This window comes from Pseudomonas sp. MF6747 (genome assembly GCF_963890955.1).
Lineage (GTDB): Bacteria > Pseudomonadota > Gammaproteobacteria > Pseudomonadales > Pseudomonadaceae > Aquipseudomonas.
Window position 1 is genome coordinate 1 of sequence record NZ_CAWPSZ010000052.1, and the last position, 18,718, is coordinate 18,718.

Here is an 18,718-nt window from a genome sequence, read left to right on the forward strand (position 1 = left end):
GCGGTGAGGTTTAGAACAGGCGGGCGAGCAGGGCGGTGACGGCGGTTTCTACGCGCAGGATTCGCGCACCAAGCTGCACGGGTTGCAGGCCGGCTTTGGTCAGCAGGTCCACTTCGTAGGGTATCCAGCCACCTTCCGGGCCGATGGCCAGCGTTACCGGTTCATCCAGCGCCCGCGGGCAGGCCGGGTAGTCGCCGGGATGGCCGATCAGGCCGAGGGTGCCTGCGGTCATGGCCGGCAGGCGATCTTCGACGAACGGCTTGAAGCGCTTTTCGATAACGATCTCGGGCAGCACTGTATCGCGCGCCTGCTCCAGACCCAGAACCAGCTGCTCGCGAATCGCCTCGGGCTCAAGGAACGGGGTTTGCCAGAAGCTCTTCTCCACGCGGTAGCTGTTGAGTAGCACCACTTTGGGCACGCCCATGGCTGCAACGGTTTGCAACACCCGGCGCAGCATCTTCGGGCGCGGCAGGGCCAGCAGCAGGGTCAACGGCAGTTTGGCCGGCGGCTGCAGGTCGAAGCTGACTTGCAACTCGGCTTCGCCGGGTTCCAGGCGCAGCAGTTGGGCATTGCCCATCAGCCCGCCAATGCGCCCCACACGCAGGTTGTCGCCCACCGCAGCGCGGTGGACGTCCTGCATATGCACCAGGCGGCGATCACGCAGGATCACCCGGTCGGCCGCGATAAAGTCGGCCTCCTCAAGCAGCAGCAGGTTCACGGCTGGGTCGCTGGCGGCTGATCGTCGTCGGCGGGTTGGTCGTCCGGGTGCTCGCCACGCTTGCTGATCAAACTGCCAAACAGGATGCCGATCTCGAACAGCATCCACATCGGCACAGCCAACAGGGTCTGCGAGAAGATGTCCGGTGGCGTCAGGATCATGCCCACCACAAAGCAACCGATGATCACGTACGGGCGCACTTTCTTCAGGTACTTGACGTCAACCACGCCGATCCATACCAGCAGCACCACGGCGACCGGGATTTCGAAGGCGACGCCAAAGGCGAAAAACAGCGTCATTACGAAGTCGAGGTAACTGGTGATGTCGGTCATCATCTCCACGCCGGCCGGGGTGGCGGCGGCGAAGAACTTGAAGATCAGCGGGAACACCAGGAAATAGGCGAAGGCCATGCCGGTGTAGAACAGCAGGATGCTCGACACCAGCAATGGCACCGCGATGCGCTTCTCATGCTTGTACAGGCCCGGCGCGATAAAGCCCCAGATCTGATGCAGGATCACCGGAATCGCCAGGAACAGCGAAACCATCATGGTCAGCTTCAACGGCGTCAGGAACGGTGACGACACGTCGGTGGCGATCATCGTTGCGCCGGCCGGCAGGTACTGGCGCAGCGGTGTCGAAACGAAGGTGTAGATCTGCTGGGTGAAGGCGAACAGCCCGGCAAAGATGATGAAGATGGCCGCTACGCAACGCAGCAGGCGGGTACGCAGCTCGGTGAGGTGCGAGACCAGCGGCATGTGCTGGTCGTTTTCCGGTTTATCAGCGCTCATGGGGCTCGCGGCGGCAATGTAGGGTCATGGGGAGCGGGCGACGCAACGGGCGTCGGCGCTGGCGCTGTCGGGGCAGGTGCGGTGGGTGCCGGGGTGTGTTCCAGCACCGGTGCAGCTTCGGTCACAGGCGGCGGCGCGATGCTGTGCTCGGCCACGGGCTCTGCCGGTTTGCTCGGCTCATTGACCGGCGACAGAATCTTGCGCGCTTCCTGCTCCAGCGAAAGGATATGTTCGTTGTGCAGTTGGCGGCGAATCTCGTCGGCGCCGATTTCCCGTTCAACTTCCTGTTTGATGGCGTTGAAACTGCGTTTCAGGCGCCCGATCCATAGGCCGGCCGTGCGCGCGGCACCGGGCAGGCGTTCCGGCCCCAATACCAGCAGGGCGACGAGGCCGACGAGGAGCAGTTCAGAGAAGCTGATACCAAACATTAGTCAGTGCTCACGAGTCTTTGCGGGTCGGCTCTTGGACTTTTTCAGCCTGCACGTCGAAGGTACGACGCTCGGTGATGGGCTGGGTGGCCTGCGGGTGCACAGGCTGGACCGGCGGCGCTGGGTTAACGACAGGGTTGACCACGGGGTCGGCTGGCTTTTCGTCATCGTTCATGGCTTTGCGAAAGCCCTTGATCGATTCGCCCACGTCGGTGCCCAGGTTTTTGAGTTTCTTGGTGCCGAACACCAGTACCACCACCACCAGAATGACGATCCAGTGTTTCCAGTCAAAAATGCCCATGCTGCAATTCCTCTGTAAAAGTTATTCAGGCGGACGGGCGCGAGGCCTTTTCGGCGTGCCCGGACAAGCCGAAGCGACGGTCCAGTTCGTCCAGCACGGCCTGTGGATGCTGCCCCAGTTGGGCGAGCATGACCAGGCTGTGGAACCATAGGTCAGCGGTTTCGTAGATGACATCGCTGCAGTCGCCGCTGATCTGTGCGTCTTTGGCAGCAATGATGGTTTCGACGGATTCCTCGCCGAGTTTTTCCAGAATCTTGTTCAAACCCTTGTGGTACAGGCTGGCGACATAGGAGCTGTCGGCGTCCGCGCCTTTGCGGTCTTCCAGCACCTGGGCCACGCGGTTGAGGGTATCGCTCATGTCTAGTGTCCTGCCGAGTAAATGGCGTGCGGGTCTTTGAGCACCGGTTCGACCACCTTCCATTCGCCATTCTCGAACACGCGATAGAAGCAGCTGTGACGGCCGGTGTGGCAAGCGATGTCGCCGATCTGCTCGACTTTGAGGATCACCACGTCGGCGTCGCAATCGATGCGCATCTCGTGCAGGGTTTGCACGTGCCCGGACTCTTCGCCCTTGCGCCACAGTTTGCCACGCGAACGTGACCAGTAAATGGCGCGCTGCTCAGTGGCAGTCAGGCTCAGGGCCTCACGGTTCATCCAGGCCATCATCAGCACGCGCCCGGTCTTGTAGTCCTGGGCAATGGCCGGCACCAGGCCGTCACTGTCCCATTTGATCTCGTCCAGCCAGTCTTTCATGTTCCGCTCCGGCAATTTGCGACAGTGTATAACCGGATCGGCTATCGGCGCACGATCAGATAAACACCCACGGCGACCATGATGCCGGCCGGCCAGTGGCCCAGTTGGTTCAACGGCCCACCGATGGCCAGCATCACGCCGCCCACCAGGTGCGCGGCGCCCAGCAGGCGCAGGAACCAATCGTCCTTGCGCTTCTGCCAGGGCGGCGCGGGGTCTTTGGCATGGGGCTGGGACATGCGCTCCAGCAGGTCGCGCGTCATGTTGGCCAGGTGCGGCAGCTGCTCGACCTGGCTTTGCAGGTTGCCCAGCAAGGTTTTTGGGCTGACCCGCTCACGCATCCAGCGCTCCAGGAACGGCTGCGCGGTGTTCCACAGGTCGAGGTCCGGGTACAGCTGACGGCCCAGGCCTTCGATGTTGAGCAGGGTTTTCTGCAAAAGAACAAGCTGCGGCTGCACTTCCATATTGAAGCGCCGCGCGGTCTGGAACAGGCGCATCAGTACCTGGCCGAATGAAATATCTTTTAACGGTTTTTCAAAGATCGGTTCGCACACGGTGCGGATGGCCGCTTCGAATTCGTTGAGCTTGGTTTCTGCCGGCACCCAGCCCGAATCGATGTGCAGTTGCGCCACGCGGCGGTAGTCACGCTTGAAGAAGGCGAACAGGTTGCGCGCCAGGTAGTCCTGGTCTTCCGGGGTCAGGCTGCCGACGATGCCGCAGTCGATCGCAATGTACTGCGGGCTCCACGGGTTGACGGTGCTGACGAAGATGTTGCCCGGGTGCATGTCGGCGTGGAAGAAACTGTCGCGGAATACCTGGGTGAAGAAGATCTCCACGCCGCGCTCGGCGAGCATTTTCATGTCGGTGCGCTGGTCGGCCAGGGTGGCGAGGTCGGTGACCTGCACGCCGTAGATGCGCTCCATCACCAGCACTTTGGGGCGGCACCAGTCCCAATACACTTGCGGTACGTACAGCAGCTGCGAGCCTTCGAAGTTGCGCTTGAGCTGGCTGGCGTTGGCGGCCTCGCGCAGCAGGTCGAGTTCGTCGTAGATGGTTTTTTCGTAATCGGCGACCACGTCCACCGGGTGCAGCAGGCGCGCGTCGGCGGAGAAGCGCTCGGCGGCGCGCGCAAGAATGAACAGCCACGCCAGGTCCTGGCCGATGATCGGCTTGAGGCCGGGGCGAATCACCTTCACCACCACCTCTTCGCCAGTCTTGAGCTGCGCGGCGTGCACTTGTGCGACCGAGGCCGAGGCCAGCGGGTCGACGTCGAAACGGCTGAATACGTCGCTGATCTTCTTGCCCAACTGCTCTTCGATCAGCCTCATCGACTGTTGGGAATCAAACGGCGGCACGCGGTCCTGCAGCAGCATCAACTCATCGGCGATGTCTTCGGGCAACAGGTCGCGGCGGGTGGAGAGGATCTGCCCGAACTTGATAAAAATCGGCCCCAAATCCTGCAACGCCAGGCGCAGGCGCGCGCCGCGGCTCAGGTCCAGCGGTTTGCGCGGGAACCAGCGCCACGGCAGTGCATAGCGCACCGCCAGCAGAAACCACGGCAAGGGCAGGGCGAACAGCAGGTCATCGAGGCGGTAGCGGATTACGACGCGCTGGATACGAAACAGACGGCGGACGGCGAGCAGCTTCATGCGTTATCGCTTGGATCAAGGGAACGGCTCAGGCGCTCAACGCGCGCCTCGAGGCGTTCCAGGTCGATTTTGGCCTTGTCGAGTTCGCGAAAGCGCGCTTGCGCTTCCCGTTCCCCGACCAGGGTGCGCGATTCTTCGCTCAGGTATTCGGCAAGGTTCTGGTTGAGGGCGGCGAACCCTTGCTGGTACCAGCGCGAGCGGCTGCGCAGGTGCCCGCTGATCAACTGGGTGGCGACGGGGCCGATCCAGCGGGACAGCTCGTATTCCCAGTCCAGTTCCAGGTCTTGCAGCACGGCGGCCAGGTCCATCAGCACCGCGCTGTCGCCCTCCAGTTCCACGTCGGGGCCGTGGAGGATGGCGGTCTTGTTGCGGCTCAGTGCCAGGTGCAAGAGGCTCGACGCCGGTGCGCGCAGGGTGCAATCGGCTTCGGCGGCCCATTGGCTGGCGAGCAGCACGCCTTCATCGCTGGGCAGGATAAACAGCTGCAAGGCGGGGCTCGTGCAGTCGACGGCAATGACTTTGCCGTTCAAGTGCGCGAGCCGCGCCAGGGCGGTGCTGTCCAGGCGCAGAACACGATTGAGGCCGTGTTCAACGCTGGCGAGAAGGCCTGCGAACAGCATCAGGGTTTGATGCCGCGGTGCAGGGCGACGATGCCCGAGGTCATGTTGTGGTAGGTCACGCGGTCGAAGCCGGCGTCTACCATCATCGACTTCAGGGTCTCCTGGTCGGGGTGCATGCGGATCGATTCGGCCAGGTAGCGGTAGCTCTCGGCGTCATTGGTGATCAGCTTGCCCATCAACGGCATGAAGGCGAACGAGTAGGTGTCGTAGACCTTGGACATCAACGCGTTGGTCGGCTTGGAGAACTCCAGCACCAGCAGGCGGCCACCCGGCTTGAGCACACGCAGCATCGAGCGGATAGCGTCTTCTTTGTGCGTTACGTTGCGCAGGCCGAAGGCGATGGTCACGCAGTCGAAATGGTTATCCGGGAACGGCAGCTTTTCAGCGTCGGCCTGGACGAATTCGATGTTGCCGGCCACGCCTTTATCCAGCAGGCGATCACGGCCAACCTTGAGCATCGAACCGTTGATATCCGCCAGCACTACTTGGCCGGTAGGGCCAACCAGCTTGGAGAACTTGGCCGCCAGGTCGCCCGTACCGCCGGCGATGTCCAGCACGCGGTTGCCGGTGCGTACACCCGACAACTCGATAGTGAAGCGCTTCCACAGGCGGTGCATGCCGCCCGACAGCACGTCGTTCATCAGGTCGTACTTGGCGGCTACGGAGTGGAACACCTCAGCGACTTTTTCCGCTTTCTGGCTTTCCGGAACGTTCTTGAAGCCGAAGTGAGTGGTGGGTTCGGCATCGCTGCCTTTGCGCTGATCAGTCATATCGCTGTCACCAAAAGAGAATGCGGGACATGATAATCCCCAAGGCTTGCTTTGTCTTGGCAAGGCTGAAGGTAAGATAGACGGTCACCGAGACCTTTTGCCGCATGGCAGGTGTTCTGAGTCGTTATAAAGAGGAGTCATTGCAATGGCCCGTATTACCGTAGAGCGTGCACATTCCCTGGGTAAAGAAGGCGCGCGGGCGAAGGCCGAGAAGTTGGCGCACAAACTCAAAGAGCAATATGGCCTTGAGCCCACGTGGTCCGGCGACACCCTGATGCTCAAACGGTCCGGGGTTAAAGGCACGGTACTTGTTGCGGATGATTCGCTGCGCATTGATGTGGAACTGGGCCTGTTGATGTCGGCCATGAGTGGCACTATCAAATCCGAAATCGAGAAAGCCGTGGATAAGGCGTTGGCCTGATTCGAGTGCGCTTAGGGTGCCGATTCTAATTTTTCACCCTACTTTGTGCCCAAGCCCTCAACTCCTGTGGGCCGTTCCTCGACCCTAATTTGCGTGAGGTGCACCATGGCCAAAGTTATTTTGAAGAAAAAAATCGACATTCAGACCACCGCCCTGAGTGACGTTAAAAGCTACGCCCGCAAGATCTGGCTGGCAGGTCTTGGTGCCTACGCCAAGGTCGGCAGTGAAGGCAGCGAGTACTTCAAAGAGCTGGTTAAGACTGGTCAACATGTTGAAAGTAAAGGTAAAAAAGTTGTCGTTGAACAACTTGATGCTGCCAACAGTCAGATTGATCAAGTCAAGAGTAATGTCTCAAGCGTCAAAGGTGTGGTTGAAGTTCAACTGGATAAAGTTGAAAAAGCTTTTGACACGCGTGTTGCCAGTGCCTTGAATCGGATCGGCATTGCGTCTAAACATGACGTTGAGACACTCTCTGCTAAGCTCGAAGAGCTGACGGCATTGCTAGAACGTGTCGCGCGTAAACACTAAGGAGACATCGGGATGGCTGTTAAAAAGACTACTCAGAAAGAAGGCAGCTCGTGGATCGGGGAAGTTGAAAAATATTCCCGTAAGATCTGGCTTGCTGGTTTAGGCGTGTACTCGAAGGTTAGCAGTGACGGCGGTAAGTACTTCGAGACTTTGGTCAAGGACGGCGAAAAGGCCGAGAAGTTGACCAAGACTACAGTCGGTAAGAAAGTAGAAGCGGCAAAGGCGAGTGCGGGTTCTGCCAAGTCGAGCATTTCTGACACGTGGGGCAAGTTGGAAGAAACTTTCGACAAGCGCCTTAACAGTGCCATTTCGCGACTGGGCGTGCCGAGCAAAGCTGAGCTGAAGACGCTGCACGGCAAGGTCGATACCCTAACCCGTCAAATCGAAAAACTCACGGGTGCGAAAGTGGCTCCGGCTAAAACCGCAGCGGCCAAACCAGCTGCCAAGCCTGCCGCTAAAACGGCTGCGGCAAAACCTGCTGCGAAAACTGCAGCCAAGCCTCTGGTTAAAGCGGCGGCAAAAACCGCTGCCAAACCTGCGGCGAAGGCTCCGGCCAAATCGGCGGCTAAACCGGCTGCCAAGCCTGCCGCTAAAACAGCCGCTGCCAAACCTGCCGCCAAGTCTGCTGCTAAACCCGTGGCCGCTAAAGCAGCTGCCAAGCCAGCGGCTAAACCGGCTGCCAAGGCGGCCGCGAAACCTGCGGCTAAAACGGCTGCTGCAAAACCGGCTGCCAAGCCTGCGGCGAAATCTGCGGCCAAGCCAGCCGCGGCAAAACCGGCTGCCAAAGCTGTGGCTGCCAAGCCAGCGGCAAAACCAGCCGCCGCCAAGAAGCCTGCTGCAGCGAAAAAACCCGCAGCGGCAAAACCAGCGGTTGCGGCCAAGCCTGCAACGCCGGCGCCTACCGCTTCGACAGCCAACTCGGTGTCCGCACCGACGCACGCTGCTACTGCCCCGACTGCATCGCCGGCAACCCCGACGCCATCCAGTCAGTCCTGATTTTTTCAGGGCACAAAAAACGCCCGGCCTGTGAAGGTCGGGCGTTTTTTATTGGCGATTTTATGACCTCCCTCATGTCCACTGTGGGAGCGGGCTTGCCCGCGATGGCGGTGTATCGATGACATAGGTGCCAACTGATCTGGCGCTATCGTGGGCAAGCCCGCTCCCACAGGTTTTAATCCGTGTCATCCAGGTACTTGAGGGCAAATTTTTCGGTCGCCTGTCGCGCCGGCAGCAACAGATGCGGCGCCACCAGCATCATGATCTGGTACACCACCACGCGCACTTCGCCCTCTCGGTCGAGGATGCGCTGGTAGTCCAGCGAAAACAGCAGCGTCAGGGTGATCTGCTCCACCAATTGGCCCAGTGCCTGGGTATCACTGACCAGCTGCCCCGCCGCCTTCAAGCGCGCGAGCAGCGACGCCAGCGTGCGCTTGAGCGCCGTGAGCAAGGTGCGAATGCCCTTGGCCAGCTTTGGCAGGCGCCCCGCCAGGTTTGACAGGTCCTGAAACAGGAACCGGTAATGGGCCATGCGCTCGACGATCAGGTGCAGGAACAGCCAGTAATCCTCGGCGCTGAGTTGCGCATCCGCCGGCGGGTCAAGCAGCGGCGCCAGTTCATTCTGAAAGCGCTCGAACAGCCCAAGCACCAACGGCTCCTTGCCATGGAAGTGGTAGTAGAGGTTGCCGGGGCTGATCCCCATTTCATTGGCTACCTCCATGGTCGACACGTTCGGTTCGCCCTTGTGGTTGAACAACTGCAAGGCACATTCAAGGATACGGTCGCGGGTCTTCATCCAGTCTTCTTAATGTGATCGTTGAGATCAGCGCACACGCACGTAAGTGCCCGGCGCCGCTTCCATCGGTGGGTAATTCTGGTTGCCCAGGGCGGTCAGGGTTTCGCGCTGCACGCCGGAGCGTTGTTGAATCCACTCCAGCCATTGCGGCCACCAGCTGCCTTCGACGTGGTGGGCGTCGTAGTACCAGGCACGCGGGTCACTGCTCAGCTTGAGGTTTTCGACGTAATTGGCCTTGGGGTTCCCCGGCGGGTTGAGGATGCTCTGCACATGCCCGCTGTTGGACAGCACGAAGCGCCGCTCACCGCCCAGCAATTGCGTGGAGCGATACACCGCATCCCACGGCGTGATGTGGTCGTTGATGCCAGCCACGCTGAAGCTGTCCACCGTGACCTTCTGCAAGTCGATAGGCGTGCCGCACACTTCCAGGCCACCGGGATGGCTCAACGGGTTGTGCTTGAAGAAGTCCAGCAAGTCGCCATGCAGCGCGGCAGGCAGGCGCGTGTTGTCGTTGTTCCAGTAAAGGATATCGAACGCCGGCGGTTCCTTGCCCAGCAGGTAATTGTTGATCCAGTAGTTCCAGATCAGGTCGTTGGGACGCATCCAGGCAAACACCTTGGCCATGTCCCGGCCGTCGAGCACGCCTTGCTGGTAGGAACGGCGCTTGGCGGCTTCCAGGGTCTGCTCATCGGCAAACAGGGTGGCGGGGCTGTCGATCTGGCTGTCCAACAGGCTCACCAGGTAGCTGGCGCTGGAGATGCGCCGCAACTGGCGCTTGGCTTGCAGATGGCCTTGCAGTGCGGCGATGGTCAGGCCACCCGCGCAGGCGCCCATCAAGTTGACTTCGCGGGCACCGGTGATCGCGCGGCACACGTTCAGCGCTTCCTCCAGCGCGGCGACGTAGGTGGACAGGCCCCATTCACGATGACGCACATCCGGGTTGCGCCAGCTGACCATAAACGTCTGCAGGCCGTTTTTCAGTGCGTACTGCACAAAGCTGTTGGCCGGGCTGAGGTCAAAAATGTAGTACTTGTTGATTTGCGGCGGCACGATCAGCAGCGGCTTGGCGTACTGTTTTTCGCTCATGGGCTTGTACTGGATCAGCTCCAGCAGTTCGTTGCGAAACACCACTGAGCCGGGGGTGGTCGCCACTGTCTTGCCGACTTCGAAAGCGTGTTTGCTGACCTGGCGGGGCAGGCCGTTGTTGTGCAGCAGATCATCAAACAGGTTGCTCACGCCACGCACCACGCTGTTGCCGCCGGAGTTGAGCAGTTCCTTGACGGCCAGCGGGTTGAGCAAGGTGTTGGAAGGCGACACCGCATCGTTGAGCAGCGAGAACGCAAAGTGCACGCGGGCGCGATCGTCAGTGTTGAGACTGCTGTCGTCGATCCAGTGGCGGGTCTGTTTCTGCCAGCTCAAATAGGCTTGCAGGCTGCGGCGGTACAGCGGGTTGAGCTTCCAGGTCGGGTCGATGAAGCGCGCGTCGTTGGGGTTGGGCTCATGCACGGTTTCGCCCAACAGCACGCGGCCCAGCTGACCACCCAGCGCCAGGGCGTGGCGCGCGGTGTGCACCGGGTTGCGCAAGCCGTGGGCGGCGACGCTGCGCAGGGTCGCCAGCAAATCCCGACCGCGCAGGCCGGTGATTGCATTTTGCGCGTTGATGAACACGGCAGGGGTGGGCGCCGGGTTCGTCACGGGTCTTTCTCGCATGAGCCAACACTCCTTCGTCAAGGCAACAACAGGCACGCCAATTCAGAACCATAGTCGGTTCTCGGCAAGTTGCGCGGCAGTGCGGTCCTTACACGGCCGGTCGCGGGTGAATCACGGCCCGCAGGCGCTCCTCTTCAAGAAACTTCATGATGATCGGCGCCACGGCTTCGGCCCGGGTGATCAGGAACAGGTGACCGTCATCGATGATGTGCAACTGCGCGTTGGGAATACGCCAGGCGAGCATGCGCATATTGATCAGCGGAATCAGCGGATCGTCGTCACCCGCCAGCACCAGGGTCGGTTGGCGGATCTTGTGCAGCCAGTGAATGCTGGTCCAACCCAGCCCGGCGAACAGCTGCCAGTAATAGCCGAGCTTGCCGGCCGAGCGCACTTTGCTCGCGTGCTCGGCGGCCAGTTTCGCGTCGCGCCGGAACGAGCCGCCATAAATCATCGGCGCAATGCGCACCACGTGGGACGGTTGGATGTAGCGCCGTGGGCTTGCCATCAGCCACAGCACCTTGGGCTTGCCCGGCACCATGAACGCACCGGCAGCGGTGGCGGCGAGAATGAGTTTTTTGCAGCGCTCCGGGTAGTCATAGGCGAACTGCTGCGCGAGCGCGCCACCCCATGACACGCCCACGGCATTCACTTGGCCATAGTCGAGGTAATCGAGCATGCGCGCGGTGAGTTTGGCCAGGCCAGGAAAGCGATAGGGCCGACTCGGCGTCGAGGAGCCACCGACGCCCGGTACATCGAAGGCGATTACTTCCAGGTCCGGGTCCAGCGCCTGGACGAACGGAAACACCAGCTCAAGGTTGGCGCCGATGCCGTTGAAAATCAGTAGCGGCGTCAAGTGAGGCTTGCCCGGGCGTACCGCCGTGCGGATGGCCTGGCCATCCAGGTCGATGGTACGGAAGATGAACGGTTGCGGCATGGGCTTACCCTGCAAAATGGCGCTATTTCCCTGCGGGAACACGGTCAATGTGGGAGCTGGCTTGCCTGCGATGCAGGCGCTGCGGTGTATCAGGCCTACCGAGTGGATGCCATCGCAGGCAAGCCAGCTCCCACATTTGATCCCATTCCAGCCTACCTTTCGTGAACGTATGTGCCCGGCGCCGCCTCAGCGGCCGCATAGGTTTTGTTACCCAGAATCGTAGGTGCTTTCTTCAACTTACCCGCCCGCTCTGCCTGCCACACCTGCCAATGCAGCCACCACGAGTCAGTGTGCTTGGTCGCATTTTCCTGCCATTCCAGCGCCTTGCCCGCCAGGCCATCGCTGGTCTGGTAGCGCGCCTTGGGGTTGCCCGGCGGGTTGAGGATGCTCTGGATATGCCCACTGCTGGACAACACAAACTCGACCTTGCCGCCAAACAGCTGCGCCGACTTGTAGCAGGACTGCCACGGCGTGATGTGGTCGTTGGTGCCGGCCAGTGAGTAGATGTCGGCGGTAACCTGCTTGAGGTCGATCGGCGTGCCGCACACTTCCAGGGCGTTGGCACGCACCAGCGGGTTGTTCTTGAACAGCTCGATCAGGTCACCGTGAAAGGCGGCCGGTAAACGCGTGGTGTCGTTGTTCCAGAAGAGGATGTCGAACACCGGCGGCTCGTTGCCCAGCAGGTAGTTATTGACCCAGTAGTTCCAGATCAGGTCGTTGGGGCGCATCCAGGCAAACACCTTGGCCATGTCGCGGCCTTCCAGCACACCGGCCTGGTAGGAGTGGCGCTTGGCTGCCTCCAGGGTCTGCTCGTCGACGAACAGCGCTACCTGGGTGTCCAGCGTGGTGTCCAGCACGCTCACCAGCAAGGTCAGGGCGTTGACCTTCTTCTCCCCCAGCGCCGCGTAGTGGCCCAGCAGCGCGGTGCAGGTGATACCGCCGGAGCAGGCGCCGAGCATGTTGATGTCTTTGCTGCCGGTAATCGCCGTGACCACATCGACCGCTTCCTTGAGCGCCTCGATATAGGTCGACAGGCCCCACTCGCGTTGGGCCTTGGTCGGGTTGCGCCAGCTGACGATAAACGTCTGCTGGCCATTACGCAGGCAGAAGCGCGCCAGGCTCTTTTCCGGGCTCAGGTCGAATACATAGAATTTGTTGATCTGCGGCGGCACCACCAGCAGTGGGCGCTCGTGCACCTGTTCGGTGATCGGCTTGTACTGGATCAGCTCCAGCACGTCGTTGCGAAAGACCACGGCGCCTTCGGTGGTGCCCAGGGTCTTGCCCACTTCGAAGGCACCCATGTTGACCTGGCTGGGCATGCCGCCGTTGTGCACCATGTCCTTGGCCAGATGGGACAAGCCATCGAGCAGGCTTTTGCCGCCGGTTTCAAAGAAGCGTTTGACCGCCGCCGGGTTGGCCGCGCTGTTGGTGGGGGCCATGGCTTCGGTCATCAGGTTGATCACGAAGTGGCCGCGGCTGATGTCTTGTTCCGACAGGTTGCTGTCGCCGATCCAGTCGTGCAGTTCCTTGCGCCACGCCAGGTAGGTTTGCAGGTAACGTTTGTAGAGCGGGTTCTGGCTCCACGCCGGGTCGTTGAAGCGACGGTCATCGCCTTCGGGCAGCAGCGCGGATTTGCCGAACATCACGTTCTTCAACTCGACACCAAAATGCGCGACGTGTTTGACGCTGTGTAACGGTTGCTTGATGGCTTGGGTCAGCACCATCTTCGCCGAAGCTAATAAGTCCTTTTTTCGTAACGCGATGATCGGGTTCAGCCCCAGGGTGTTTTCAGAGGCCTGGCGTTTCAAGTCATCGTTATTCTTGTTACTCATCTACGACGCTCCATTGTCCGAAAGACGAGTACCGGCGATTGCTGCGCACCCAATTTCGATACACGACACCAGCCTGGTACTGCGACTCGGGTGACCGTTGATACCGCATCGTCAAATGCAGGGAACTTGCCAGTTCCATTGGTTACCCGAGTTTAATTTTTTTCGCAAGCGGGCCAATCGTTGACCACGCGACAGGGCATTCAAGCAGATGAAATTAGAAAATGCCCTCTAAAGAGCAAGACGCCTGAGTTAGAGCATCAGCCGCACGACCGACTCGCTCGGGTCGCGGGTTTTACCGGCTGCTTTGAGCTCAGCGAGATAGTCGGCCCACAGGGCTTCCTGGCGCACGGCCAACTGGTAGAGGTAATCCCAGGTGAACAGGCCGCTGTCATGGCCGTCGTCGAAGGTCAATTTCAGTGCGTACTGACCGGCCGGTTCTATCTTGATCAGCCTGACGTTGATCTTGCCGAATTGCAGGATGGGTTTGCCGTGGCCCTGGACCTCGGCGGAAGGCGAGTGGGTGCGCAGCAGCTCGGCGCTGAGCTGGTAGGCCTCATCGGGCCCGTAGGTGAGGCCGAGGGTGTTGGAGGTTTTGTGCAGGTTTACAGCAGTAGGGAATTTGGTCATGGCGATCATCCTGAAGGAACCGGCTTCAAAATGTGGGAGCGGGCCTGCTCGCGAATGCGGTGTGTCAGTCAGCAGATCTGATACTGAGACACCGCATTCGCGAGCAAGCCCGCTCCCACAGTAAAGCAAAGCGGTCCTGAGTGAGGCTTACAGGATATAACGAGACAGGTCTTCGTTCTGCGCCAATTCGCCCAGGTGGCTGTTGACGTAGTCGGCGTCGATCTTGATCGCTTCGCCGTTTTGCGCACCGGCCATGTCACCGGCGCTGAAAGACACTTCCTCCAGCAGGCGCTCAAGCAAGGTGTGCAGGCGACGCGCACCGATGTTTTCGGTCTTCTCGTTGACCTGCCAGGCAATCTCCGCCAGGCGCTTGATACCGTCCGGCAGGAACTCGATCGCCAAGCCTTCGGTTTTCAGCAGCTCACGGTACTGCTCGGTAAGCGACGCATGCGGCTCGCTGAGGATGCGTTCGAAGTCGCCTGGGGTCAGCGCCTTGAGCTCCACACGAATCGGCAGACGGCCTTGCAGCTCCGGCACCAGATCGCTTGGCTTGCTCAGGTGGAACGCACCGGAGGCGATAAACAGGATGTGGTCGGTCTTGACCATGCCCAGCTTGGTGTTCACGGTGCAGCCTTCGATCAGCGGCAGCAGGTCGCGCTGTACGCCCTCGCGGGACACGTCGACGCCACCGGAGTTACCGCGCTTGGCCACCTTGTCGATCTCGTCGATAAACACGATGCCGTGCTGCTCGACCGCTTCCAGCGCCTTGGCCTTGAGTTCCTCCTCATTCACCAGGCGCCCGGCTTCCTCGTCGCGCACCAGTTTCAGCGCCTCTTTCACCTTGAGCTTGCGGCTTTTCTTCTTGCCCTTGCCCATGTTGGCGAACAGGTTCTGCAGCTGGCTGGTCATTTCTTCCATGCCAGGCGGTGCGGAAATATCCACGCCAGACACTTCGGCGACTTCGATCTCGATTTCCTTGTCGTCCAGCTGGCCTTCACGCAGGCGCTTGCGGAACAGCTGACGGGTATTGGAATCGGACGACGGCGCGGCATCTTCGTTAAAGCCCATGCGCGCCGGTGGCAGCAGGGCGTCGAGGATGCGTTCTTCGGCGGCGTCTTCGGCGCGGTGGCTGACCTTGGTCATTTCCTGTTCGCGCAGCAACTTCAGTGCGGCGTCGGCCAGGTCACGAATGATCGACTCGACGTCGCGGCCCACATAGCCCACTTCGGTGAACTTGGTGGCTTCGACTTTGATGAACGGGGCGTTGGCCAATTTGGCCAGGCGCCGGGCGATCTCGGTTTTACCGACGCCGGTCGGGCCGATCATCAGGATGTTTTTCGGCGTTACTTCAACGCGCAATTCTTCCGGCAATTGCATCCGGCGCCAGCGGTTACGCAGCGCAATGGCAACGGCGCGCTTGGCATCGTCCTGGCCGATGATATGGCGATTAAGTTCATGGACGATTTCGCGGGGAGTCATGGACATAGTGTTTGGCGGCCTCAAGCGGGAATAAGCCTACGGCTTACTCGGCGAGGTCCTGCTCCTCAATGGTGAAGTTGTGGTTGGTGAACACGCAGATGTCGCCGGCAATGCCCAAGGCAGTCTCGACGATTTCACGGGCCGACAGATCGGTTTTCTTCAGCAAGGCGCTGGCCGCCGCTTGGGCATAACCACCGCCGGAACCCATGGCGATCAGGCCATGTTCCGGCTCAACCACATCGCCGTTACCGGTGATGATCAAGGACGCGTCTTTGTTGGCGACGGCCAACATGGCTTCCAGGCGGCTGAGGGAGCGATCGGTACGCCATTCTTTGGCGAGTTCGACCGCGGCGCGAACGAGGTGGCCCTGGTGTTTTTCCAGCTGGCCCTCGAAACGCTCGAAGAGGGTGAAGGCGTCGGCGGTAGCGCCGGCAAAGCCCGCGAGAACCTGCCCGTGGTATAGACGACGCACCTTTTTGGCGTTGCCTTTCATCACGGTGTTGCCAAGGGAAACCTGGCCGTCGCCGCCCATGACGACTTTGCCGTGGCGACGTACTGAAACGATGGTGGTCAAGGGGAGAGTCTCCACGCAGCGGGGCGAAAATGCCCTGATGGAATCTCATATGGGGGTGGCGGGAGGGATTTCAACCGTAGAGGGTTATGGCGGACGGGCGGTGTTTATAAGCCTTACACCTTCTCAAGCACACCTCAAAACCGAATGTGGGAGGGGGCTTGCCCCCGATGGCGGCGCTTCAGTCGCCAAAAATAGTGACTGATCTACCGCTATCGGGGGCAAGCCCCCTCCCACATTTTGATCCGCGTTGACTAAAGAATCAGCGGCTCTGGCGTTGTTGTAACAACAGGTTGCTAAACCCTGCGCCGGCCAGCTGCTTCTGCGCCACGGTCAGCTGTTCACGGTTGCTGAATGGCCCCACCAGCACGCGATACCACGTCGCATCCTTCACCGTGCCGGACTCCACCGTCACCGCCTGGCCCAGCAGGATGATCTGCGCACGCACGCGATCCGCGTCCGCCTGTTTCGGGAACGAGCCCGCTTGCAGGAAGAACTTGGTCACCGGCGCAGCCTTGGTGGTGGCCACAGGCGGCGGTGGCGGCGGGGTGATCCCGGCCAGCGCAGCTTGCGCCCGCGCGGTGTCGATTTTCGCCGCTTCCGCTGGCGTCACCGGCGTGGTCGGCACTTGCGGCGTCGGCAGGGTTTTCTCCGGCACGGCGTCGGGCGGCACGATCACTTCCGATTCCGGCAGCAGCGTGTAGAAGTCGTATTTCGGCTTCACCGGTGCAGTCGGGCTTGGCGCCGTCTTGTTGGCTTCGGCCATTTTCGTGGCCTTCTGCTGCTCTTGCTTGACGCGCTTGACGTCATCGCCCTTGCCCGGCTCCAGCTTCATCAGGATCACGACGAACGCACCGACCGCCAGGCCGATGGCCATCCACAACCAGCCCGGAATAGGCTTCTTTGCCGGGGCTTGATAGCGGCTGGCGCCGCGCTTGGGTGCAGGTTTTTTCTTGGCAGCCAACTTACATACGCTCCAGGGTTTCCAGGCCTAACAGTTCCAGGCCTTGCTTGAGGGTCCGTCCAGCCAGTGCGGCGAGGCGCAGGCGACTTTGCTTTTGGGCTTCGTCGTCGGCGGTGAGGATCGGGCAGTTCTCGTAGAAGCTGGAGAACAGGCCGGCGACTTCGTACAAATAGGTGCACAGGATATGGGGCGTGCCTTTCTCACCGACGCTGTTCAGCACTTCGCCGAATTGCGCCAGTTTGGCCGCCAGTTCCTGTTCATGCGGGGCATCCAGCACGATCCGGCCTTCAACTTCGCTGAAGTCCTTGCCCAGTTTGCGGAACACACCGGCGACGCGAGTGTAGGCGTACAGCAGGTACGGCGCGGTGTTGCCTTCGAAGTTGAGCATCAGTTCGAAGTTGAAGCTGTAGTCGCTGGTGCGGTGCTTGGACAGGTCGGCGTATTTCACCGCGCCAATGCCCACCACGCGGGCGATGTTGCGCAGCTCGGCTTCGGCCAGTTCCGGGTTCTTTTCCTTCACCAGGTTGTAGGCACGTTCCTGGGCTTCGTTCAACAGGTCGATCAGCTTCACGGTGCCGCCGTCGCGGGTCTTGAACGGGCGGCCATCGGCGCCGTTCATGGTGCCGAAGCCCATGTGTTCCATGTGCATCGGGTGCGTGACGAAACCTGCGCGGCGTGCCACTTCAAACACTTGCTGGAAGTGCAGGGCCTGGCGTTGGTCGACGAAATACAGCGCGCGGTCGGCTTTGAGCACACCGCTGCGGTAGCGCACGGCCGCCAGGTCGGTGGTGGCGTAGAGGTAGCCGCCATCGGCCTTGACGATGATCACCGGCAGCGGCTCGCCGTCGGCGGTCTTGAATTCTTCGAGGAACACGCACTGCGCGCCGTTGCTCTCGACCAGCAGGCCTTTGGCCTTGAGGTCGTTGACCACGTTGATCAGGTCGTCGTTGTAGGCGCTTTCGCCCATCACGTCGGCCATGGTCAACTTCACGTTGAGCAACTCGTAGATTTCCTGGCAGTGCGACAGCGAGATCTCGCGGAAGCGGCCCCACAACGCCAGGCATTCCTCGTCACCGGCTTGCAGCTTGACCACCAGGCCACGGGCGCGGTCGGCGAATTCTTCGGATTCGTCAAAACGCTTTTTGGCGGCGCGGTAGAAGTTTTCCAGATCGGCCAGCTCGTTGCTGGTGATCGGGTTTTCCTGCAGGTAGGCCATCAGCATGCCGAACTGGGTGCCCCAGTCACCCACGTGGTTCTGACGGATCACGGTGTCGCCGAGGAACTCCAGCACCCGCGCCACGCCGTCGCCGATGATGGTCGAACGCAAGTGGCCGACGTGCATCTCTTTGGCCAGGTTGGGTGCCGACAGGTCGATGGCCACGCGCTGCAGCGGGCCGGCCTTGCGCACGCCGATCCGGGTGTCGGCCAGGGCGGCGTCCAGGCGCGAGGCCAGGGCCTGGGTGTTCTGGAAGAAGTTGATGAAGCCAGGGCCGGCAATTTCGGCCTTGGTGACGCTGTCGTCAGCCGGCAGCGCGGCAATGATTTTTTCCGCCAGGTCGCGCGGTTTCATGCCCGCAGGCTTGGACAGCATCATCGCAATATTGCTGGCGAAGTCACCGTGGGTCTTGTCGCGGGTGTTTTCCACCTGGATCGCCGGCGTCAGGCCTTCAGGCAACACACCTTCGTTGACGAGTTGGGTGAGGGCTTGTTGGATCAGCTGGCGAATGGTGTCTTTCATGGTGTTCTCTTTCGACCGCAAGCGGCGGCGCGCGATGCGCAGGTGGAAAAACTGGGCATTATCCGTGGCGAGGGCAGGCTTGCCAACCGTTCAGACGG

Annotated in this window: 21 protein-coding genes; 3 read left to right on the forward strand and 18 right to left on the reverse strand. The window is 60.9% G+C overall.

Translation table 11 applies throughout. The features are described from left to right. Positions 1–10 precede the first annotated feature (10 nt). Genes AACW30_RS28685 through ubiE form a run of 9 tightly spaced genes read right to left on the reverse strand, consistent with a single transcriptional unit; the run spans position 11 to position 6,024 of the window. A complete protein-coding gene (locus AACW30_RS28685) occupies positions 11–718 on the reverse strand; it encodes a 16S rRNA (uracil(1498)-N(3))-methyltransferase (protein WP_119738074.1) in 708 nt (235 codons plus the stop codon). Further along, positions 715–1,506: a twin-arginine translocase subunit TatC gene (gene tatC / locus AACW30_RS28690; protein ID WP_106577507.1), complete on the reverse strand. Its 792-nt coding sequence runs from the start codon at positions 1,504–1,506 to the stop codon at positions 715–717. The genes AACW30_RS28685 and tatC overlap by 4 nt, the downstream gene beginning before the upstream one ends. Further along, entirely contained in the window at positions 1,503–1,934 is a 432-nt protein-coding gene (gene tatB, locus AACW30_RS28695) for a Sec-independent protein translocase protein TatB (protein WP_200623976.1), read from the reverse strand. Before tatB ends, tatC begins: the two co-directional genes overlap by 4 nt. A gap of 10 nt (positions 1,935–1,944) precedes the next feature. Then, positions 1,945–2,235 (reverse strand): twin-arginine translocase TatA/TatE family subunit, encoded by a 291-nt coding sequence (locus AACW30_RS28700; protein ID WP_106577509.1) that lies wholly within the window; start codon positions 2,233–2,235, stop codon positions 1,945–1,947. Between the two features lie 25 nt (positions 2,236–2,260). Next, complete coding sequence (locus tag AACW30_RS28705) at positions 2,261–2,593, reverse strand: phosphoribosyl-ATP diphosphatase (protein WP_003209299.1); 333 nt, start codon at positions 2,591–2,593, stop codon at positions 2,261–2,263. Positions 2,594–2,595: 2 nt separating this feature from the next. Further along, on the reverse strand, positions 2,596–2,988 hold the full coding sequence (gene hisI / locus AACW30_RS28710) for a phosphoribosyl-AMP cyclohydrolase (RefSeq protein WP_012721796.1): 393 nt from the start codon (positions 2,986–2,988) through the stop codon (positions 2,596–2,598). A gap of 41 nt (positions 2,989–3,029) precedes the next feature. After that, positions 3,030–4,634 (reverse strand): ubiquinone biosynthesis regulatory protein kinase UbiB, encoded by a 1,605-nt coding sequence (ubiB, locus tag AACW30_RS28715; protein WP_200623977.1) that lies wholly within the window; start codon positions 4,632–4,634, stop codon positions 3,030–3,032. After that, positions 4,631–5,254 carry a ubiquinone biosynthesis accessory factor UbiJ gene (locus AACW30_RS28720; protein ID WP_106577512.1) on the reverse strand — a complete coding sequence of 208 codons (624 nt, stop codon included), beginning with the start codon at positions 5,252–5,254 and terminating at the stop codon, positions 4,631–4,633. Before AACW30_RS28720 ends, ubiB begins: the two co-directional genes overlap by 4 nt. Continuing rightward, on the reverse strand, positions 5,254–6,024 hold the full coding sequence (gene ubiE / locus AACW30_RS28725) for a bifunctional demethylmenaquinone methyltransferase/2-methoxy-6-polyprenyl-1,4-benzoquinol methylase UbiE (protein WP_106577513.1): 771 nt from the start codon (positions 6,022–6,024) through the stop codon (positions 5,254–5,256). Before ubiE ends, AACW30_RS28720 begins: the two co-directional genes overlap by 1 nt. A 145-nt stretch (positions 6,025–6,169) precedes the next feature. On the opposite strand from ubiE, the gene AACW30_RS28730 reads away from it, so the two are divergent. From AACW30_RS28730 to AACW30_RS28740, 3 genes are all read left to right on the forward strand, one after another. Then, positions 6,170–6,445 carry a polyhydroxyalkanoic acid system family protein gene (locus tag AACW30_RS28730; RefSeq protein WP_106577514.1) on the forward strand — a complete coding sequence of 92 codons (276 nt, stop codon included), beginning with the start codon at positions 6,170–6,172 and terminating at the stop codon, positions 6,443–6,445. Positions 6,446–6,550: 105 nt separating this feature from the next. Beyond that, positions 6,551–6,973, forward strand: coding sequence for a phasin family protein (locus AACW30_RS28735; RefSeq protein WP_106577515.1), 423 nt, complete (start codon positions 6,551–6,553; stop codon positions 6,971–6,973). Between the two features lie 12 nt (positions 6,974–6,985). Continuing rightward, positions 6,986–7,969 carry a phasin family protein gene (locus AACW30_RS28740; RefSeq protein ID WP_200623978.1) on the forward strand — a complete coding sequence of 328 codons (984 nt, stop codon included), beginning with the start codon at positions 6,986–6,988 and terminating at the stop codon, positions 7,967–7,969. A gap of 175 nt (positions 7,970–8,144) precedes the next feature. Here the strand turns inward: AACW30_RS28740 and AACW30_RS28745 are convergent, their stop codons facing one another. From AACW30_RS28745 to argS, 9 genes are all read right to left on the reverse strand, one after another. After that, a complete protein-coding gene (locus tag AACW30_RS28745) occupies positions 8,145–8,765 on the reverse strand; it encodes a TetR/AcrR family transcriptional regulator (RefSeq protein ID WP_169368031.1) in 621 nt (206 codons plus the stop codon). 27 nt (positions 8,766–8,792) lie between these two features. Next, positions 8,793–10,475 carry a class II poly(R)-hydroxyalkanoic acid synthase gene (gene phaC, locus AACW30_RS28750; protein WP_200623979.1) on the reverse strand — a complete coding sequence of 561 codons (1,683 nt, stop codon included), beginning with the start codon at positions 10,473–10,475 and terminating at the stop codon, positions 8,793–8,795. An 88-nt stretch (positions 10,476–10,563) separates the two neighbouring features. Next, entirely contained in the window at positions 10,564–11,409 is an 846-nt protein-coding gene (gene phaZ, locus AACW30_RS28755; RefSeq protein ID WP_106577519.1) for a poly(3-hydroxyalkanoate) depolymerase, read from the reverse strand. A 152-nt stretch (positions 11,410–11,561) separates the two neighbouring features. After that, positions 11,562–13,241: a class II poly(R)-hydroxyalkanoic acid synthase gene (gene phaC, locus AACW30_RS28760; RefSeq protein ID WP_200623980.1), complete on the reverse strand. Its 1,680-nt coding sequence runs from the start codon at positions 13,239–13,241 to the stop codon at positions 11,562–11,564. A gap of 249 nt (positions 13,242–13,490) precedes the next feature. After that, positions 13,491–13,868, reverse strand: coding sequence for a gamma-butyrobetaine hydroxylase-like domain-containing protein (locus AACW30_RS28765; RefSeq protein WP_169368033.1), 378 nt, complete (start codon positions 13,866–13,868; stop codon positions 13,491–13,493). 147 nt (positions 13,869–14,015) lie between these two features. Further along, on the reverse strand, positions 14,016–15,353 hold the full coding sequence (hslU, locus tag AACW30_RS28770) for an ATP-dependent protease ATPase subunit HslU (protein WP_076018085.1): 1,338 nt from the start codon (positions 15,351–15,353) through the stop codon (positions 14,016–14,018). Positions 15,354–15,390: 37 nt separating this feature from the next. Next, on the reverse strand, positions 15,391–15,921 hold the full coding sequence (gene hslV, locus AACW30_RS28775) for an ATP-dependent protease subunit HslV (protein ID WP_010563201.1): 531 nt from the start codon (positions 15,919–15,921) through the stop codon (positions 15,391–15,393). Between the two features lie 259 nt (positions 15,922–16,180). Then, a complete protein-coding gene (locus AACW30_RS28780) occupies positions 16,181–16,882 on the reverse strand; it encodes an SPOR domain-containing protein (RefSeq protein WP_053253947.1) in 702 nt (233 codons plus the stop codon). Between the two features lies 1 nt (position 16,883). After that, positions 16,884–18,620 (reverse strand): arginine--tRNA ligase, encoded by a 1,737-nt coding sequence (gene argS, locus AACW30_RS28785; protein ID WP_200623981.1) that lies wholly within the window; start codon positions 18,618–18,620, stop codon positions 16,884–16,886. Positions 18,621–18,718: the final 98 nt, after the last annotated feature.

Bases quoted from the DNA above. Each gene is read 5' to 3' on its own strand.
- hisI (WP_012721796.1), bottom strand. From the start codon at position 2,988: ATGAAAGACTGGCTGGACGAGATCAAATGGGACAGTGACGGCCTGGTG.
- argS (WP_200623981.1), bottom strand. From the start codon at position 18,620: ATGAAAGACACCATTCGCCAGCTGATCCAACAAGCCCTCACCCAACTC.
- AACW30_RS28735 (WP_106577515.1), top strand. From the start codon at position 6,551: ATGGCCAAAGTTATTTTGAAGAAAAAAATCGACATTCAGACCACCGCC.
- phaZ (WP_106577519.1), bottom strand. From the start codon at position 11,409: ATGCCGCAACCGTTCATCTTCCGTACCATCGACCTGGATGGCCAGGCC.
- AACW30_RS28730 (WP_106577514.1), top strand. From the start codon at position 6,170: ATGGCCCGTATTACCGTAGAGCGTGCACATTCCCTGGGTAAAGAAGGC.
- tatB (WP_200623976.1), bottom strand. From the start codon at position 1,934: ATGTTTGGTATCAGCTTCTCTGAACTGCTCCTCGTCGGCCTCGTCGCC.
- hslU (WP_076018085.1), bottom strand. From the start codon at position 15,353: ATGTCCATGACTCCCCGCGAAATCGTCCATGAACTTAATCGCCATATC.
- tatC (WP_106577507.1), bottom strand. From the start codon at position 1,506: ATGAGCGCTGATAAACCGGAAAACGACCAGCACATGCCGCTGGTCTCG.
- AACW30_RS28740 (WP_200623978.1), top strand. From the start codon at position 6,986: ATGGCTGTTAAAAAGACTACTCAGAAAGAAGGCAGCTCGTGGATCGGG.
- phaC (WP_200623980.1), bottom strand. From the start codon at position 13,241: ATGAGTAACAAGAATAACGATGACTTGAAACGCCAGGCCTCTGAAAAC.
- AACW30_RS28765 (WP_169368033.1), bottom strand. From the start codon at position 13,868: ATGACCAAATTCCCTACTGCTGTAAACCTGCACAAAACCTCCAACACC.
- phaC (WP_200623979.1), bottom strand. From the start codon at position 10,475: ATGCGAGAAAGACCCGTGACGAACCCGGCGCCCACCCCTGCCGTGTTC.
- ubiB (WP_200623977.1), bottom strand. From the start codon at position 4,634: ATGAAGCTGCTCGCCGTCCGCCGTCTGTTTCGTATCCAGCGCGTCGTA.
- AACW30_RS28745 (WP_169368031.1), bottom strand. From the start codon at position 8,765: ATGAAGACCCGCGACCGTATCCTTGAATGTGCCTTGCAGTTGTTCAAC.
- AACW30_RS28705 (WP_003209299.1), bottom strand. From the start codon at position 2,593: ATGAGCGATACCCTCAACCGCGTGGCCCAGGTGCTGGAAGACCGCAAA.
- AACW30_RS28720 (WP_106577512.1), bottom strand. From the start codon at position 5,254: ATGCTGTTCGCAGGCCTTCTCGCCAGCGTTGAACACGGCCTCAATCGT.
- AACW30_RS28700 (WP_106577509.1), bottom strand. From the start codon at position 2,235: ATGGGCATTTTTGACTGGAAACACTGGATCGTCATTCTGGTGGTGGTG.
- ubiE (WP_106577513.1), bottom strand. From the start codon at position 6,024: ATGACTGATCAGCGCAAAGGCAGCGATGCCGAACCCACCACTCACTTC.